Consider the following 18071-nt stretch of genomic DNA (forward strand, 5'->3'; position numbering starts at 1 on the left):
ATTTTTATAAAAAGATTCTCATCTTATTCGGTTGCTTTCTAATTATAATTTATAGATGGGTATTTTTAGAAAACACATTAATAATGATAATGCCTGCAATCATCAAAGTAAGACCAATACAGGCCGCCAAGTCTAAATGCTGTTTGTAAAATATCCAGCCAATTGCAGAAATTAAAATAATACCCGCGCCTGACCAAATGGCATATGCAATTCCAATCGGAATCGTTTTTAATGTCAGGGACAATAAATAAAAAGCAATTGCATAGCCCACAACAGTAATGATGGATGGAATGGGAATAGTAAAACCTTGAGATGCTTTTAAAGCTGAAGTTGCAATGACTTCACAAACAATGGCAATTGCTAAATAAAGATAAGACATGGGAAGCCGGGCCAGAATGAGTTTTAATCAATCTATATGAAATGTTGAAATGGTTTAGCAGTTTTAACGATTGTTTAATTTTTGGTACAAAAATACCAGTAAATCAAACTGAACTGATAAATTAATTTTATCACTAGCAAAGCAGTCTCAGCTATTTATTCATTTATTTAATATTGGGTTTGCATGGTTATTTAAGAGGATCAGCAACTTTAGCCTGATCCTCTATAGACTTTTTTAAAGGTAGGTTAGCCGAGCATATTTAAATCTTTAAATTTCTCTAGCAGTTGCTCTTCATTTTCAATATGTGCAGGGTCTTGTTTAATACAATCGATTGGACAGACCGCCTTACACGTAGGCGTATCGTAAAAGCCTACGCACTCCGTACAACGAAGTGGATCAATTTCATAAACTTTGCTGCCTTCAAAAATAGCAATGTTGGGACATTCAGGTAAGCACATATCGCAATTGATACAGTCACTCGTAATCAAAAGTGCCATGTTTAACTCGCTGAATAAGCTAATGTAGAGGCAGTAATACTTTCTTTCGCATGCGGCAAGTTACGTATGAGTAGGGCATAACTAACATCAACATTTTGTGAGAGTGGAATTTCAACAAAATGCCCCGAACCTTTAGCATCCATAATTGAATTACCTTTTAAATCACGCATTTCGGTTAAGGTAAAAGTGATATTGCCTTGAGGTGTCATGAGCTCAAGTGAGTCTCCAACCACAAAACGGTTTTTCACTTCGATACGAATATAATCGCCGTGGCGTTCTAATACTTCGCCGCAAAATTGTTGATAGTCAAAATGTGATGAACCATCAGCATAGTTTTGATATTCACTGTGCACATGACGTCTTAAAAAGCCTTCGGTGTAACCACGGTTCGCCAAACCTTCAAGTTGGGTCATTAAGCTTGAGTCAAATGGTTTACCTGCTAACGCATCATCAATAGCTTTTCGATAAATTTGAGCAGTACGGGCACAATAAAAATAGGATTTAGTACGGCCTTCAATTTTAAGTGAGGCAATGCCCATTTTGGTTAAACGATCTACATGTTGTACAGCACGTAAATCTTTAGAGTTCATAAAATAAGTACCGTGTTCATCTTCTTCGGCAGCAAACATTTCTTCATCATTACGTTGTACGAGCAAAGTTTGAGATGAAGTTGTCTCTGTTTGTGCTGATGAGCAGCAAGACTTCTCTGACATGTTGAGCTGAGTGACTGGAATTACATCGCCGTTTGCATCCTCTCCAGTCTCATGCAACTTATAGTCCCAACGGCAAGCATTAGTACAAGCACCTTGGTTGGCATCACGTTTGTTCATATATCCAGAAAGTAGACAACGACCTGAGTAAGCCATGCATAGTGCGCCATGTACAAAAACTTCGAGTTCAATATCTGGCACATGTTGCTGGATTTCTTCTATTTCTTCTAAAGACAACTCACGTGACAAAATGACACGGCTTAGACCATAATCTTTCCAAAATTTAACAGTGGCCCAGTTAATGGCATTGGCTTGAACAGATAGATGAATTTGTACTTCTGGGAAATACTCACGCACCATCATAATTAAGCCTGGGTCAGACATAATAAGAGCGTCTGGCTGCATCGCTACAATTGGCTCAAGATCACGAATAAAGTTTTTTAATTTGCTGTTATGGGGCTGAATATTCACCACAACATAAAACTTTTTACCCAAAGCATGCGCTTCATCAATTCCGATTTTTAAATTGTCATGATCAAAAGCATTATTACGCACACGTAAACTGTAACGTGGTTGGCCTGCATATACGGCATCTGCACCATAGGCAAATGCATAGCGCATGTTTTTAAGTGAACCTGCGGGAGAGAGGAGTTCAGTCTTCATAAAATAAAAGGCATAAAAAATATATGGTTTTATTTTATTAACTCTATATTTTGGATTCAACCCACTGAATTAGTAGGGATTTGACCTATATCTTTTTGTGCTGGTAGCATATTTTTTGCTAACTCTCCTAAGCGCATCAAAGCATTTAACATTTTAGGATTTAATTCGAAACACGCCGCTATACGTAAACAATGACTAAAACGTTTATCAGCCGAACATAAAATTCCCGGCATACATAAGATTTTTTCATCCATTGCCTGATGAAACAGTTCTAATGTGTCGATAGATTCGGGTAGCTCTAACCATAAAATAAATCCTGCTTGCGGTCGACTGACTCGAGTACCGAGCGGGAAATAACGACAGATATAAGATTTGATGGTATCAATTTGTTGTTGATAGCGTTTTTTAAGATGCCGTAAATGCAGATCATAACCGCCATTTTCTAAGAAAAGTCCTAAAGTTTCTGTGAGTAAAGCTGGCTCGGCAACAGTTGTTGTAAATTTAAGTTGCTGCACAATATTACGAAAGCGCCCAGCTTCTAGCCAACCAATCCGATAGTCAGGTGCTACAGTCTTTGTATAGCTACCACACACCAATACCCATCCATTTTGGTCAAACGCTTTGATGTTGGTCAAGAGGGGCTCAGTGAGTTGCAGTTCGGCGTACATTGCATCTTCAATGACAGGAACTTGAAACTGATTAGCAAGCTCTGCTAAACGACGGCGACTGCTTTCTGGCATGCTAAAACCGAGAGGATTGTGTCCTGTTGGAATGGTTAATATGGCTTGTACACTTTGTGTTTTTAAGAGTTCTTGAAGGGTATCTAGGCACATACCTGTATGTGGCGATGTCGGCACTTCTACAATTTTTCGACCTAAATTATGAAGGAGTGGGTACAGATTGTGAAAAGTAGGGATCTCAAGTGCAATGCTGTCACCCGCTTGAGTTGTTGCCATAATCGCGAGACTTAATGCTTCCATCGTGCCATGAGTCAGCACAATATCATCTGCTGAAAGAAACATACCGAGTTGTAAGCCTCGCCTAGCAATTTGTGTACGTAAACGTGTAGAGCCGGGCGGTAAAGTATAGCTTTTAAAAATATCTGGTTGTGTTCGTAAAACTTGAGCAGTTAAGCGTTTTATTCGCTCAATTGGATAGAAATTTTCCCCAGAAGGACAAGCTAAAGCCAAATTGACATAGGCTGGGTCCATTTGCTTTTTAACGATTTGAGCGAGTAAGCAACTAATACCTGAAAGAGGCACTTTTTCTTCACTCACATAACGCTCTTCGGGTTCTAGCAGGTTTGAAGGTGCATGACAAACATAGTAGCCAGACTGAGGGCGAACAGAAATTAAACCTTGGTCTTCAAGCTGACGATAAGCTTCTTTGACAGTATTAATGCTGACCTGATAATGATTTGCGCAGTCGCGAATTGATGGTAAGCGTGAACCAATCGGCTGCCTACCATTCTGAATTTGAAGGGTTAGGTCATCACTCACTTTTTTATATTTGTACATGTCAATTCATTAAAAAGCCAAAGTAATGGATACACTTTATCGTGATCTTTTATTTAACTCAAATATTGTGATGGCTTTTGATTTATTCATTTAACACAAATCTAAACTTAAAAACTGTGTCTATTATTTTTCATATTAACTGATACTGTGACCATTAAAAATAAATCAGTAATATCAGACCTATGGTAAGGATTTAAAACCATAATTTTTAATTACAAAATCAGTAGGAGTGGTCTATGTCTGTTGTTGCATTTAAACAAGTTGATGTTTTTACTTCACAAGCATTTAAAGGGAATCCTGTTGCGGTGATTATGGACGCCAGTACTTTAACGTCTGAGCAGATGCAGGAAATTGCCAATTGGACTAATCTTTCTGAAACCACGTTTGTGCTCGCTGCGACCGATTCACAAGCTGACTATCAGGTTCGAATTTTTACTCCGCAAAGTGAATTACCATTTGCAGGACATCCTACAATTGGTACTGCCTATGCTTTGCTTGAAGCTGGTCTAATTACTGCTAAAGAAGGTAAGCTGGTACAGCAATGTGCTGCGGGTTTAGTTGCTCTTACTGTGAGTGGCTCAAGTCATATTTCATTTGAACTACCTAAGCCTAAAATTACTCCACTTGATGCAATGCATACTGAGAAATTAGCAGAAATTTTAAAATGTGAAATTAGTACTCAATGGAATGCCACATTGGTTGATGTAGGCGCACGCTGGGTTGTCTTGCAAGCTGTAAACGCGCAAGCTGTTTTAGATAGCCAACCAGACTTTGCTGCTCTAAAAGAACATGATTTAGAAATGAAAGTTGGTGGAGCGACGGTTTATGGTTTTTATGAAAATAATGATGAGCAAAAACATATAGAAGTTCGCTCATTTGCTCCTTCAATTGGAATAAATGAAGATCCAGTTTGTGGGAGTGGTAATGGCAGCGTAGCATCTTTCATTCGTTACCATGGTATTTTGCCAGCACAAAATGACGTCGTTCTTTCTTCACAGGGGCAGGCTTTAGGTCGTGACGGACAGCTTCAACTTGAATTGCATCAGGATAAAATTTTAGTGGGTGGAACAGCTGTTACCTGTATCGATGGCACAATCAAGTTATAAAACAAATATAAAAAAACCGAGGACTGTGCCTCGGTTTTTTAATTAGAAAAATCTTATTTTTCTACGAAAGCACGTTCAATCACGTAGTCGCCCATTACACCCATACGAGGTGATTCAACTAAACCGTGTTGGTCAAGTAATGCAGCAACATCTTTCAAGAAAGCAGGGCTACCGCAAAGCATTGCGCGGTCAGTTTCACGGTTGAAGCGTGGTAAACCAACTTTTTCGAATAAAGCGCCAGTTTCAATTGCAGTTGTTACACGGCCTTGAGTGTGGAAAGGTTCACGAGTTACAGTAGGGTAGTAAACAAGTTTGTCTTTAATACCTAACTCTTCAAAGAATTCATGGTTTGGTAATTCGTTCAAGATAAGGTCTTGATAAGCTAATTCAGAAATATAGCGTGTACCATGAACAACAATTACTTTTTCAAAACGTTCGTAAGTTTCTGGGTCACGAATAATTGATAAGAATGGTGCAAGGCCAGTACCAGAAGATAAAAGGTACAAGTTTTTACCCGGTAAAAGGTCATCATGAACCAATGTACCTGTCGGTTTTTTAGAAATTAAAATTTCATCGCCAACTTGTACTTTTTGCAAAATCGAAGTTAAAGGACCTTCTTGTACTTTAATTGAGAAAAATTCTAACTCTTCTTCGTAGTTTGCACTTGCAATCGAATACGCACGCATTAACGGTTTGCCATTCACTTCAAGTCCGATCATTACGAACTGACCATTTTTAAAACGTAAGCTAGTGTCGCGTGTAGTTTTAAAACTGAAAAGGGTGTCATTCCAGTGGTGAACATGAGTAATGCGTTCGACGTTAAAAGCAGCCATTAAAGGTCTCGATCACGATTAAAAGAAAACAGATAGCTATTCTAATCTAATTTCATTCCCGATAAACTGAATATATTTAATTGTGTTTATAAGAAAAAGTGATGAACAACTCTGTCACCTTCCCCGTAATCGGCCACATGTGTTCGCCTTATCGTGAAAAATTTGGTATTCCACGTCAGCCTAATTTGGTAAATATTGAGTCTTATATCGAAATGGCAGAACCGTATAACGACTTGTTGGCATTTGAGGGAATTGAGCAGTTCAGTCATCTCTGGCTAGTTTGGCAGTTTCATGACAATAAAAATCAGGGGAGTGCCGATAAATTTCGTCCACAGGTTCGTCCGCCACGTTTAGGCGGTAATGAAAAAATTGGTGTATTCGCTACACGTAGCATGTATCGACCATCTCCAATTGGGCTTTCAGTTGTAAAACTGAATAAAGTGGAAAAACTAGGTAAGTCTGTTCGTGTTTACGTCACTGGAAGTGATTTATTAAATGGCACTCCAATTTTAGATATCAAACCCTATATTCAATATTCTGATGCAATTGTTGATGCACAAAGTGGTTATGCACATGCTGAACCCGAACGGAAGTCAGTCGTTTGGTCAGAAGCTGCGTTAGCAGCTCAAAAATATTTTCTGCAAAATAATGAAATCAATTCACAGTACATTGATGAGCTTGAGCAAGTTTTAGCTTTAGATCCAAGACCTGCCTATCAAGAAGACGCTGAGCGGATCTATAAAATGAAATTTTCAGACTTTGATATTCATTTTAAAGTCGATCAATTTTTAGTTACTGTCATTGATGTGGTGAAGACTTCTTCGCTTGCACAATAGAAATCTTTAAAACCAATGGATGTTGAGCCAAAGTAAACTAATAAATATAGCCATATGAATGAGTTGGGCGGGCACGAAAGCAAGGGCATAGGACAGCCCGCCTGAAATTGCAGAGTTCACACTTTTGGCAAGCGCATGAACTGCAAAGCCTCCTAAAAATGCAATTAATAAAGGTGTCATATGGGTGCTATCAGGTTCACCTTGCACAATGACAGCCGCAATAGCTGCATGTATTTCAAATAAAGATGCGAGCAGAGTACCTGCGATTAATCCGGCATCGCCTAAAGATATACTTAAACCATAAACACCTGCCTGAATGAGCGTGAGTGTGCCTGCAATAATCATGGCTTCTTTTAAGCTGAACATTCTTGAGTCGAGTTCGGGCGAAGTTGTACTGGGCTCTGCTTTACGCAATAAAATAAAAGCCCAGATTGCTAAAACTGCTAATGCAATAAGGGTAGGAAATATAATCAGCTTAAACCAAGCAAAGCTAATCCCAATCACAATAATTAAAGTTTGAATGAGTGTTGAAACACACGACATTAATGCAGCGCCTGCATTTGTAGTTGCATTGGCTCTGCCAGAGCGTACTTCTAAACCTAAACTGGCAATGGTCGCTGTACTGGAAACAAATCCCGAAGCTAAAGAAGAGAGTAATAAAGCGTTTTTAGATGAGAGTAACCGTTTCGCAATATGGGCAAGTGCTTGTACAAATAAGATCAAAGTGAGTAATTTTAAAATCACATGCGGATTTAAAACTGGACCCCAGAAAGGTTTATTGGGAACTAAAGGCAACGCAATTAAAAGTAAGGCGAGTAGGAAAATACCATCACGCAATTCCGATTCAGTAATCCACCGACTGGCAATGCCATGCATAGATTGTTTAGCCAATAAAATAATGGTCATGATCACGGCGAGTCCAGCAGCTAGCGAAATATTCCAAATGCAAAGTGCCCCAATAAAGTAAGTCATAATAAAGGCAAGTTCGGTAGTCACACCGGGGTCATTGGGCTGATTTTTGAGAGATACAATGCTAATTGCCCCAATGAGAAGGGCTCCTACAATTCCAATTTCAGTGCCGAATAAAAAACAGATGGCGCCTAATAGTGAACTAATTGCAAAAGAGCGAAATCCGGCAAACGTTTTGTATTCATGTTTAAGCTTACTTCGCTCACGTTCTAAACCAATTAATAAGCCACAACCGAGCGCCGCAGCAATGACGGTAATGAATTCTTCAAATGAAGTTGTTTGTAATGACATTGTCATTGGAAGTTCCATATTACTTCCTCTTTGGTTTATTGTTATAAGTAGATTTGAATCATTTTAAAAATCATATATTCACGTTCAGTTTATGCTTTTTATTATAGTGAGCATAGTGTCTTTTTTAGACAAAGCAACATACACAGTATTTTTATAAATATGAACTATGACGCAAAAAAATATTAAGTTGAGATTTGGTTTAATTATTTGAAGTTAAAGAATATTTAAAAGTTGGGTTTAGCAAATTTGTGATGAGCTAAATCAAAAATATCTCTGCTATATTATAAAAATATATTGGGGATAACGCATGAATGCACATGTACAAATAGATACGTATTGGTGTCTAGAACAATTATTACAAGAAGGTCGGATTACGGAACGAGATAAATTACTTGTACAGTCAAGCCACCGCCAAAAAGACCAATTAAAGTGGCATCCTTTACAGTGGATTGCACATTTTAATTTAAAAGACCAGCAGCACACACATGCTCATTTAAGTTTAAACCGCTTATGTTTATGGTTTGCAGATCGGGTTCAAATTCCTTTATTTGTGATAGATCCTTTAAAAGCAGATGTCAGTGCTTTAACGCAGGTAATGTCACAAGAGTTTGCCATTCGCAATCATATTTTAGCTGTCGAAATTCATGCCGATCGTATTGTGATTGGAACAGATCAACCATTTCAGACAGATTGGCTAAACAATCTAGAGCGAAGTCTAGCACCTAAAAAAATTGAGCGGGTCTTACTTAATCCTGAACAGTTACAGCGTTATTTGCGCGAATATTATCAGGTCAGTCGGGCGGTAAACTCAGCTCAAAAAGATGCAGCTCATGACCGAGACACTAAAAACGTTGAAGCGCTTTTGCAACTTGGCGATAGTCAAAACCCAGATGCGAATGATCAGCATATTGTGAAGTTGGTTGACTGGATTTTACAGTTTGCATTTGAGCAGAGTGCTAGTGATATTCACATGGAACCGCGTAAAGACAACGGTAAAGTTCGGTTCCGTATTGATGGTGTGTTGCATACTATTTATAACATGCCATCAAATACGCTGACCGCCGTGATTTCCCGAATTAAAATTTTAGGGCGTTTAAATGTAGCGGAAAAGCGTAAACCGCAAGATGGTCGATTAAAAACTCGGACGCCAAAGGGACAAGAAACAGAACTCCGTTTATCAACCTTACCAACAGCATTTGGTGAGAAACTGGTCATGCGTATTTTTGATCCCGATGTGTTGGTACGTTCTTTTCATCAGCTTGGTTTTGAAGAGACTCTATTACAACACTGGCAGCAATTAACAAAAAATAGCCATGGGATTATTTTGGTCACTGGCCCCACAGGTTCAGGTAAAACCACAACGTTATATTCATCTTTGAAGCAGCTCGCAACAGATCAGGTTAATGTCTGTACCATTGAAGATCCAATTGAAATGTTAGAACCTAGTTTTAACCAAATGCAGGTCAACAATGCAATTGATCTAGGCTTTGCAGATGGTGTTCGTGCACTTATGCGACAAGACCCAGACATTATTATGATTGGGGAAATTCGTGATCAAGATACAGCGAATATGGCCATTCAGGCGGCACTCACAGGTCACTTGGTGTTATCAACTTTACACACCAATGATGCGCCATCCAGTTTGACTCGCTTGCATGATTTAGGTGTGCAGCCATTTTTAACGGCAGCAACTATTTTAGGTGTATTGGCTCAGCGTTTAGTACGACAACTTTGTCCGCACTGCAAGCAACAAACTTATATTAATGAGGATGAGTGGCAACATTTAACCTTCGACTACATTATGGAAATGCCAGAAAAAGTTTATCAAGCAATCGGGTGTGAACAATGTCGTCATACAGGCTATAAAGGGCGAGTCGGTATTTATGAATTTATGCCAGTCAGTCTTGAGCTTAAGCATCTTATTAGTAGCCATATGACCTTAAACGATTTGAGAACGCAAACTAAAAAAGAAGGTATAGAACCCTTAAGAATTGCGGGTGCTCGTAAAGTGATTGATGGTCTTACAACACTAGAAGAGGTATTAAGGGTTGTACCATTAAATTAACTTTTTCTTAAGATTCACCTCATCTATGCCTGTTGTACTTACGCTATTCCAAGATGTGATTAAAAAGGTGATCTTATGAAAATGCTTAAAGCAATACTAATGACTACAGGCCTAACTGTTACTGGCGTAGCTATGGCAAATACACCTGTGAATCAGGCAGCAATTGCTCCAGCAACGCTAACAACTGTTAAGCATGCATTAACGGCAAAAGATAATACACCAGTCAAATTACATGGTCAGGTAGTAAAATCTTTAGGCGATGAAAAATATCAATTTCGTGACAAGACAGGTAGCATTACAGTTGATGTAGACGATGAGCTTTGGCAGGGGCGTCCTATTTCACCAAATACAAATGTGACTTTAATTGGTGAAGTAGACATCGACTATAAGCCTTTAAAACGCGTAGAAATTGAGGTGGATCAAGTTCAGTTCTAATTCATTGATCTCTAGATCTTCTACTTTTAGCCGCATTTAAATGATGCGGCTTTGCTTTTTTTATAAAGGCTTGGCAAGATTAAAACAGCATACAACAGGAAAAATAGATGAGAATTTTGCTTGCAGAAGATGATCGCTCTCAAGCTGAAAGTATTCAATCATGGTTAGAGTTAGATGGTTATCAGGTCGATTGGGTCGAAAGAGGTGATTATGCGCTTACGGCAATCGAACAGCATGACTATGACTGTATTTTACTTGATCGGGGACTGCCGCAATTAGCGGGTGAAAAAGTTCTAACAACGATCCGTTATAAACAAAAAAATGTTCCTGTTATTTTTATTACCGCACGTGACAGTATTCATGATCGAGTAGAAGGACTAGATTTAGGCGCAAATGATTATTTGGTTAAGCCTTTTAGTTTAGAAGAGTTATCTGCCCGAATTCGCGCTCAATTACGCAAACAAACTTTGAGTCAGCAATCGATTTTAACGTGGGGGGATTTGCAACTCGACACACAAGCGAAAGTTGTATTAAACGCTGGCAAGTCTATTGATTTAACGGCAAAAGAATTTCAAATATTGCGTAAGCTGATGGTTCATCCTGAACATATTATTACTCGTGATCAATTAGAAGAAGCGCTCTATGCATGGGGTGAAGAAATTGAAAGTAATGCGATCGAAGTATTTATTTATCAGCTTCGAAAAAAAATCGGAAGTAGCTGCATTAAAACCATACGGGGGCTAGGCTACCGTATGGGAGATTTAAAATGAAATCGAATCGCTCATCTTTGCAGTCGCAACTGGTTAAAACCACCATGTGGAGTAGTGTGGTGGTGGGCTTGCTGGCTTTAAGCTTACTCACCATATTTTCTGTTTATCACAACATGTCAGTGCAAGACGAAATCATGGATGAAATTTCAGATACTTTGCTGGTTTCTGATCTTTCTCAACACTCCATGAAACAGTTTGATGAGCTCAGTGACGAATTTGATATTCAATATGAATTATTAAGCTCAGGCCAATTACTTACCCATTCTCATAGCTATCAACATGAGCTTTTTGAACAAGGAAATTTATCGGACGGTTTTTCATATTTTTGGTTTGATGGCCAATTATGGCGTAGTCTGGCTGCACAACAAGAAGACTCTCAACTTCACGTTGAAGTCTTTCAGCCAATGAGTACACGTATTGAAGAAGTACTCAAAGCACTTGCTGGCTATAGTGGTCTTATGGTGTTGTTCTGGTTGCTGCAATGGGTCATTGTCAGTTGGCGAACAGAGCATCAACTGGCTGCGCTAAATTTACTCTCTAGACGTATTGCCCAAAAAACAGCATCAAATTTAGAACCAATCCAAGACCCAGATGTCATTACTGAAATTCAACCTGTGATTGATGCTCTAAACCAATTACTTGCCAGATTGCAAAGGGCATTAGTCGCTGAGCAGCGTTTTACCGCAGATGCTTCCCATGAGCTACGTTCTCCTTTGTCTGCCATACAAATGCGCCTTCAGGTTTTGCAGCGTAAATATCAACACGTTCCAGAACTTCATCAGGATTTTGAGCGCATACAAGAAGACGTTTCTAGAAGTACAAAAGTACTTGAAAACTTACTGCTTCTAGCTCGCTTGGAACCCAATGAAGCAGAGCAGCCAGAACTCCCTAAAACAGTTATCGATTTAAATTATTTATTGGCTAGAGTTATTGAAACTGTAACTTTAGATGCGCAAGCTAAACAAATGTTGATAGAGACAAATACCTTGTCGACAGAAACTAAAACCTTTGCGAATGAAGAATTACTGTTTATTGCGTTTAGAAATTTATTTGATAATGCCATTCGTTATAGCCCGACTTTAGGTTCAATTCATGTCGAGATGAGTCAGGATGAACAGCAAATTAAGGTTGCTATAGAAGACACAGGAAATGGTGTAGATGATGAGGTATTACAACGTCTAGGACAGCGTTTTTTTCGAGTATTAGGCACTCAGCAGCAAGGTTCTGGGTTGGGAATTTCAATTACTCGAAAAATTATTGAATTGCATAATGGTGAATTGCGTTTTATGCATGCTGAACAGGGTGGCTTAAGGGTAGAGGTTAAGCTTCCATTATAAAAAATAGCATGGTTACCCATGCTATCCATTTTTTGTTTTCCCACGAATATTATTGAAACGCGAGTGTATTTTTTATTTAGTTAAAATTAGACGATTATTGCGAGTGAGGCGTAAACGATATTCCTCGCCAGCATGCATAATGCGGATTTCACGGCCTAATGCAAAGAGGTTGTTAGAATGTAACATTGGTAAGGCATGAGCTGTTTCATTGTTACGAGTAAATAAGCTAAAAGGTGCGTTCATTTGTTGTGCTCCGTGGTATGTTCTTGAACGATTTAAATGATAATCATTATCGAATAGATCTGTCAATGAGATTTTAAAAAATTTATAAAATGATAAAATTTGCTTACACTTGAGAAAAGTTTTAGAGAGTATAAAAATGCCCAAACCAATCGTCGATGTCGCGATAGCAATCTTGATCCATCGCGGAAAAATATTAGTTGGATGGCGCGAAGAGCAGCAACATCAAGGTGGAAAGCATGAGTTTCCTGGAGGAAAGGTTGAGCAAGGTGAAACACCTGAAGAAGCTTGTCGCCGTGAAATCTATGAAGAAGTGGGTATTGGTTTAAAAGATTGGCATCAATTTGATTATATTCATCATGAATATGACGACATTATTGTCAATTTACATTTATTCCATAGCTATGTGCCTGATGAACTATTAAATCTTATTCATCAACCATGGGCATGGTACACAAGTGAACAGTTACTTCACTTAAACTTTCCAAAAGCGAATAAAGACATCATAAAAAGATTGTATTGGCCTCATCTCATCAAAATTAGCAATACGTTTACACCTGTCGATAACAGTGATGCTTTATTGTATTGGCGTATAGAAGATGAATCTGACCAGCAATATGTAGAGCAATTAAGCGCATTAGATGAAAATCAGTTATCAAACTTAATTATTAATATCGATATTTGGCAGCAGTTGAGCCCAGAGTTAAAAAAACAGATTAGGACCGTTCATTTAAAACAATCTCAGCTCATGAATTTGCATAAAGGCGACTTAACAGTGGGTGTGCGTTATATTGCCGCTTGTCATGATGCAGTTTCTTTAAAGCAAGCTGAGCAGATTGGTTGTGATGCTGTTTTTATTAGTCCCGTAAAGCCAACAACAACTCATCCAGAAGCTGTGGCATTAGGTTGGGAACGCTTTGCCGACCTAGCTCAAAATAGCCAGATTCCAGCTTTTGCATTAGGAGGAGTGCATCCTGATGATTTAGCCACTGCACAGCAGCATGGTGCATATGGTTTAGCAGGCATTCGTAATTTCTAATAAAAAATAAACAAGCATTAAAAGCTAGAGAGCTTTTAATGCTTGTTGCGCTTCTTGAATAGTTTTTTGATTATTACGTTGTTGTCCAGCTTTTAAAATGGTCAACCAAAGCTGCTTTTTCATGGCCTGACTTTGGGCAAAACTCAAACCACGTCGGGCTAAAGACTCAGCATTAGAATATTGCTGTTTATGATTTGCAGTAAGAGCAAGAAATAAATAAGTCTCAGCCGCTTGGGGCGCTAAGCGCTGTGCTTGAAGCGCATAGCTTTCAGCTTCAGACCATTGCTGGTTTTTGTAAGCCTGTTGAGTTTTTTGCATTAAGACTCTAAATGCAGGTAATTGACTTCCATCATCATTAAAGCGTTGGGGTTTCTTTTGCTGCGGAACAATTACCTGTAAATTTTTGCGTTGAATTTCAGGATGTTCATAAGGTGTAATTTTTACACCCGATGGAGTTTCCGTATTTTTCTTCACTGGTGGAGTAGGTGTTTTCCCTTTGGAGTCCGAATGATCAGGCAAAGTTGTACAGCCGACCATAAGAACAGCACCAATATAAAAAACACCTTTCTTCAACATATCCTAATTTCCTGTTTACGCTTAGTTGTTATAACTACCAGTTGAAATTACACGTGAGTTATTTGACAGATCTTGTTGCATCTGACTTTCACTATCACGAATATAGCTATCGGTATTATCCGGTTGAGAAGCTGGCGTTGTGTTATCACTTTGTGGCGTATATGTTGGGTCAACTTGATAATAAGGCGCTCCACATGGCGTAGCACGATGCGGAATCGTGTGCGTTAGCATTGGAATATACATAGCACCATCACAAGCCTGTGCAGACAAATCACCTGATGCACGATCAATCCATTGCCACTGTACAGTGTCTGGCTGACGTATATTCACAGGAGTTTGGCGTAACTGTTTCATCACATTAGTCCATACTGGCAATGCACCAGATGAACCTGTCAAACCAGTTACTTTATTGTCATCTAAACCTAACCATACTACAGCTACATGGTTACCCGAATAACCTGCAAACCATGAGTCACGTGTATCGTTAGTCGTACCTGATTTACCCGCCAATTTTAAAGCTGGAGATAAGCTGCTATAGGCTGAACGACCAGTGCCCGAAGACATGACCTGTTGTAAACCATAATTCATGATATAGCCAACAGCTGGGTCAATCGTTTGTTGAACGTTCAGGCCATAACGATCAAGTAAACGACCATTCGCATCTACCACAGATCGAATTGCACGAGTTGGATATTTAAAACCACCTGTAGCGAAGTTTTCATAGATTCCGAGCACTTCCATTGGTGACATATTGACTGCCCCAAGGAAAATAGAAGGGTAGGCAGGAATCGTTGACTCAACACCAAACTTTCTTAGATTATTGGTAAATGTTGATAAACCAAATTCTTGACCCAAACGTACAGCAGAAAGGTTGTATGAGTTTGCTAATGCTTCACTCAGACTTACTACGCCATGTCCACCACCACTATAGTTTTTAGGTGTCCAGCTTTTACCGCCATCTACAGGAACACTGATTGGTGCATCTTCAATTTGGCTTGCCCAGTTATAACGTCCAGATTCAATCGCACTTAAATAAATTACAGGTTTCAATAAAGAACCGACTTGACGTTTTGCATCTAAAGCACGGTTAAAACCAGTAAAGTCTTGTGTAGAGCCAACTGCTGCAACGAGTTCACCATTTTCAGGATGGGCAATCAGTACAGCACCTTGTAGGTTTTTCAAACGTGCTGGGTTGCTGTTTGCTAAGCGGTCTACTGAAGCTTTAAACGCGTTTTGAACTTGAGTTTGAGTAATTGGGTCTAAGGTCGTAAAAATACGTAAGCCCTGATTGGTTAAATCACTTTCTTGATATTCTGTACGCAATTGACGACGCACAATATCTAAAAAGTCTGGGAACTTTGCAGGCCCTAAACTTGGTTTGCTCAATACATTTAACGGACGTGCAATTTCATCTTCATATTCGGCTTGAGTTAAATAACCCATCACACGCATGTTATTTAACACAGTGTCGCGGCGTTTTTTTGCACCTTCAGGGTTTTTCCAGGGATTATATAAAGAAGGGCCTTGAACCAAACCTACTAAATAAGCTTGTTGTGCAACGCTAAGCTCACGTAATGGTAAACCAAAATAAAATTGTGAAGCCAAACCATAGCCATTAATTGAATAGCTACCATTTTGGCCCAGATTCACTTCATTTAAATAGGCTTCTAAAATTTCATCTTTGCTGTAATGCAGCTCGATGAGTAAAGCCATTAATGCTTCATTGACTTTCCGTTTTAATGTGCGTTCAGGAGTGAGGTAGAAGTTTTTAACTAATTGTTGAGTCAGGGTTGAGCCACCTTGACGCTTCCCACCTGTAACATTACTAACTAATGCACGAGCTGTACCACGAATTGAAATACCATGATGATGATAAAAATTGCGGTCTTCTGTAGAAATTAAAGCTTCAATGAGCGGTTTAGGGACATTATTCAGTTTAATCAGTACACGGTCTTCATTGTGTTGAGGATAAATTCCTCCAATGAGTAACGGTTCTAAGCGAGCAACTCCAGTTGAAGAAGGTTTGGTACTTCGAACTTCAACAACTTGATCATTTGCAAAACTTAACTCTAAAACTTGTTCAGGTTCAACACTGTCGCCGTAGTCAAAACCACGTGTGTGGATATACATGTTGCTGCCTTGAGCAACATAACTTCCAGACTTGTCATAATTACTTGAAGTTTTGTAACCCAATAGCTTTAATTCTTGAGTGAAATTTGCTTGAGAAATAGGCGCGTTGTTATAAATTTCCAAAGGGCGTGCAAACACTTTGGCAGGAATATCCCACCGCTGACCTTCAAATTTTTCACGAATAATATTATCTAAACGAATCAGATAGATACTAAGAGCAATAAAAGCACCAATGATCAAAATGGAAAAGATTAGTGCAAAGAAACCGATACCACGTTCAAACTTCATAAAAATGAGATAAAACCCTAACAATGCCTGTAATGATGCGATAGCTTGTCATCAATTTGCAATGATAAAACTGTGAATAATTGGAAAAGTTAGATTGAATTTTACAGCATCTTGTAGTTATGTTTTTTTAAATTAATCGGGTTAATGTTATTATAGGCGAGTATCGCAGCGGAGCTTACTCATTCGTGCAAATTTCACATAAGTCCTTCAGAAACGTCGGGTTAATCGGTCGACCAGATAAATCATCAGTTGTAGAAACACTCTGTTTAATTCATGATCATTTATTGAACTTAGGTTTGAACCCCATTTTTGATCAGGAAACAGCCGAATTAGTGCCTTATGATCATGCACAGATAGTAAGCCGTCATTTATTAGGTGAAGTTGCTGATTTAGTTATTGTGGTTGGAGGCGATGGTTCTTTACTCCATGCTGCAAGGGCTTTGGTTCGTTATAATACCCCTGTAATTGGTATCAACCGTGGGCGATTAGGTTTTTTAACTGATATCAAACCGTCAGAAGCTATTTTTAAACTGGATCAAGTGCTTCAAGGGCATTTTCAACTTGATCGCCGTTTCTTACTTGAAATGGAAGTAAGAACAAATGGCGAAGTCATTTATGATGCAATTGCTTTAAATGATGTCGTTTTGCATTCGGGTAAGTCGGTTCACATGATTGACTTTGAACTTAACATTGATGGTCAATACGTTTATCGCCAACATAGTGATGGTTTAATTGTTTCGACGCCAACTGGATCAACTGCCTATGCTTTGTCAGGCGGTGGCCCAATTTTACATCCAAGTATGGATGCGATTGCATTAGTTCCAATGCACCCTCATACCTTATCATCACGTCCTATCGTCGTCGGTGGACAAAGCGAAATTAAAATTGTTATTCGCGAAAATCGGGTGTTACCAATGGTGAGTGCAGATGGGCAACATAGTATATCGCTCAATGTTGGAGATAGTTTACACATCCGCAAACATCCATTTAAACTAAGTTTATTGCATCCACCAGGTTATGATTTTTATATGGCCTGCCGTACCAAACTTGGTTGGAACCAAGATTTTGAATCTTTCCAAAGAGATGAATCATGAATATTGAACAGATGCTATCTATTTTAAACCCTGAGATTGTAGAGCGTTTAAAAACAGCAGTAGAAATTGGTAAGTGGCCAAATGGCGTTGTTTTAACAAAAGAGCAGCGTGAAACTTGTATGCAAGCTGTAATTGCTTGGGAGTTAAAGAACTTACCAGAAGAGCAGCGTAGTGGTTATATTGACCGCGGTACAAAAGAAGAGGGTGAGGTTTGTGAAGATGATCACCACAAACATGAGCCAGAATTTAAACCAATTCGTTTTGTTTAATTTAAGAAGCTCAGTGATTACTGGGCT

Annotated in this window: 18 protein-coding genes; 9 read left to right on the forward strand and 9 right to left on the reverse strand. The window is 38.9% G+C overall.

The genetic code is table 11. The features are described from left to right. Window positions 1-49 precede the first annotated feature (49 nt). From abeS to F935_RS02985, 4 genes are all read right to left on the reverse strand, one after another. Window positions 50-379 carry a multidrug efflux SMR transporter AbeS gene (gene abeS, locus F935_RS02970; RefSeq protein ID WP_016137540.1) on the reverse strand — a complete coding sequence of 110 codons (330 nt, stop codon included), beginning with the start codon at window positions 377-379 and terminating at the stop codon, window positions 50-52. A gap of 245 nt (window positions 380-624) precedes the next feature. Further along, window positions 625-876, reverse strand: coding sequence for a YfhL family 4Fe-4S dicluster ferredoxin (locus F935_RS02975; RefSeq protein ID WP_016137541.1), 252 nt, complete (start codon window positions 874-876; stop codon window positions 625-627). Between the two features lie 2 nt (window positions 877-878). Continuing rightward, window positions 879-2249, reverse strand: a complete 1371-nt coding sequence (gene yegQ / locus F935_RS02980; protein ID WP_016137542.1) for a prephenate-dependent tRNA uridine(34) hydroxylase TrhP — start codon at window positions 2247-2249, stop codon at window positions 879-881. 56 nt (window positions 2250-2305) lie between these two features. Further along, complete coding sequence (locus F935_RS02985) at window positions 2306-3772, reverse strand: aminotransferase-like domain-containing protein (RefSeq protein WP_080645518.1); 1467 nt, start codon at window positions 3770-3772, stop codon at window positions 2306-2308. Window positions 3773-4002: 230 nt separating this feature from the next. Here F935_RS02985 and F935_RS02990 point away from each other — a divergent pair, with 230 nt between their 5' ends. After that, the gene (locus tag F935_RS02990; RefSeq protein WP_016137544.1) at window positions 4003-4872 is read left to right on the forward strand and encodes a PhzF family phenazine biosynthesis protein; all 870 of its coding nucleotides are present in this window, start codon (window positions 4003-4005) and stop codon (window positions 4870-4872) included. A 53-nt stretch (window positions 4873-4925) separates the two neighbouring features. Here the strand turns inward: F935_RS02990 and F935_RS02995 are convergent, their stop codons facing one another. After that, a complete protein-coding gene (locus F935_RS02995; RefSeq protein ID WP_016137545.1) occupies window positions 4926-5705 on the reverse strand; it encodes a ferredoxin--NADP reductase in 780 nt (259 codons plus the stop codon). Window positions 5706-5806: 101 nt separating this feature from the next. Here F935_RS02995 and tsaA point away from each other — a divergent pair, with 101 nt between their 5' ends. Further along, window positions 5807-6541 (forward strand): tRNA (N6-threonylcarbamoyladenosine(37)-N6)-methyltransferase TrmO, encoded by a 735-nt coding sequence (tsaA, locus tag F935_RS03000; protein WP_080645519.1) that lies wholly within the window; start codon window positions 5807-5809, stop codon window positions 6539-6541. A gap of 6 nt (window positions 6542-6547) precedes the next feature. On the opposite strand, the gene F935_RS03005 is transcribed toward tsaA, so the two are convergent. Then, window positions 6548-7819 carry an MgtC/SapB family protein gene (locus F935_RS03005; RefSeq protein ID WP_016137547.1) on the reverse strand — a complete coding sequence of 424 codons (1272 nt, stop codon included), beginning with the start codon at window positions 7817-7819 and terminating at the stop codon, window positions 6548-6550. A 289-nt stretch (window positions 7820-8108) separates the two neighbouring features. On the opposite strand from F935_RS03005, the gene F935_RS03010 reads away from it, so the two are divergent. The 4 genes from F935_RS03010 (at window position 8109) to F935_RS03025 (ending at window position 12408) form a co-directional block, all read left to right on the forward strand. Next, entirely contained in the window at window positions 8109-9866 is a 1758-nt protein-coding gene (locus F935_RS03010; protein WP_016137548.1) for a type IV pilus assembly ATPase TfpB, read from the forward strand. Window positions 9867-9941: 75 nt separating this feature from the next. After that, window positions 9942-10301: a NirD/YgiW/YdeI family stress tolerance protein gene (locus tag F935_RS03015; RefSeq protein WP_016137549.1), complete on the forward strand. Its 360-nt coding sequence runs from the start codon at window positions 9942-9944 to the stop codon at window positions 10299-10301. A gap of 107 nt (window positions 10302-10408) precedes the next feature. Continuing rightward, entirely contained in the window at window positions 10409-11071 is a 663-nt protein-coding gene (locus tag F935_RS03020; RefSeq protein ID WP_016137550.1) for a response regulator transcription factor, read from the forward strand. After that, complete coding sequence (locus F935_RS03025; protein WP_016137551.1) at window positions 11068-12408, forward strand: sensor histidine kinase; 1341 nt, start codon at window positions 11068-11070, stop codon at window positions 12406-12408. Before F935_RS03020 ends, F935_RS03025 begins: the two co-directional genes overlap by 4 nt. Before the next feature lie 72 nt (window positions 12409-12480). On the opposite strand, the gene hemP is transcribed toward F935_RS03025, so the two are convergent. After that, a complete protein-coding gene (hemP, locus tag F935_RS03030) occupies window positions 12481-12651 on the reverse strand; it encodes a hemin uptake protein HemP (RefSeq protein WP_004643472.1) in 171 nt (56 codons plus the stop codon). A gap of 136 nt (window positions 12652-12787) precedes the next feature. On the opposite strand from hemP, the gene F935_RS03035 reads away from it, so the two are divergent. Continuing rightward, the gene (locus F935_RS03035; RefSeq protein ID WP_016137552.1) at window positions 12788-13687 is read left to right on the forward strand and encodes an NUDIX domain-containing protein; all 900 of its coding nucleotides are present in this window, start codon (window positions 12788-12790) and stop codon (window positions 13685-13687) included. Window positions 13688-13711: 24 nt separating this feature from the next. Here F935_RS03035 and F935_RS03040 read toward each other — a convergent pair whose 3' ends face one another. Continuing rightward, window positions 13712-14263 carry a tetratricopeptide repeat protein gene (locus F935_RS03040; protein WP_016137553.1) on the reverse strand — a complete coding sequence of 184 codons (552 nt, stop codon included), beginning with the start codon at window positions 14261-14263 and terminating at the stop codon, window positions 13712-13714. A 21-nt stretch (window positions 14264-14284) separates the two neighbouring features. Beyond that, window positions 14285-16681 (reverse strand): penicillin-binding protein 1B, encoded by a 2397-nt coding sequence (gene mrcB / locus F935_RS03045; RefSeq protein ID WP_016137554.1) that lies wholly within the window; start codon window positions 16679-16681, stop codon window positions 14285-14287. A gap of 185 nt (window positions 16682-16866) precedes the next feature. Between mrcB and F935_RS03050 the strand changes: the two genes are divergently transcribed. Continuing rightward, entirely contained in the window at window positions 16867-17775 is a 909-nt protein-coding gene (locus F935_RS03050) for an NAD(+) kinase (protein WP_003650688.1), read from the forward strand. Continuing rightward, the gene (locus F935_RS03055) at window positions 17772-18044 is read left to right on the forward strand and encodes a YeaC family protein (RefSeq protein WP_004791223.1); all 273 of its coding nucleotides are present in this window, start codon (window positions 17772-17774) and stop codon (window positions 18042-18044) included. The genes F935_RS03050 and F935_RS03055 overlap by 4 nt, the downstream gene beginning before the upstream one ends. The last annotated feature ends 27 nt before the right edge of the window (window positions 18045-18071 follow it).

Origin of the sequence: Acinetobacter calcoaceticus ANC 3811 (assembly GCF_000399665.1) — a bacterium.
Lineage (GTDB): Bacteria > Pseudomonadota > Gammaproteobacteria > Pseudomonadales > Moraxellaceae > Acinetobacter > Acinetobacter calcoaceticus_B.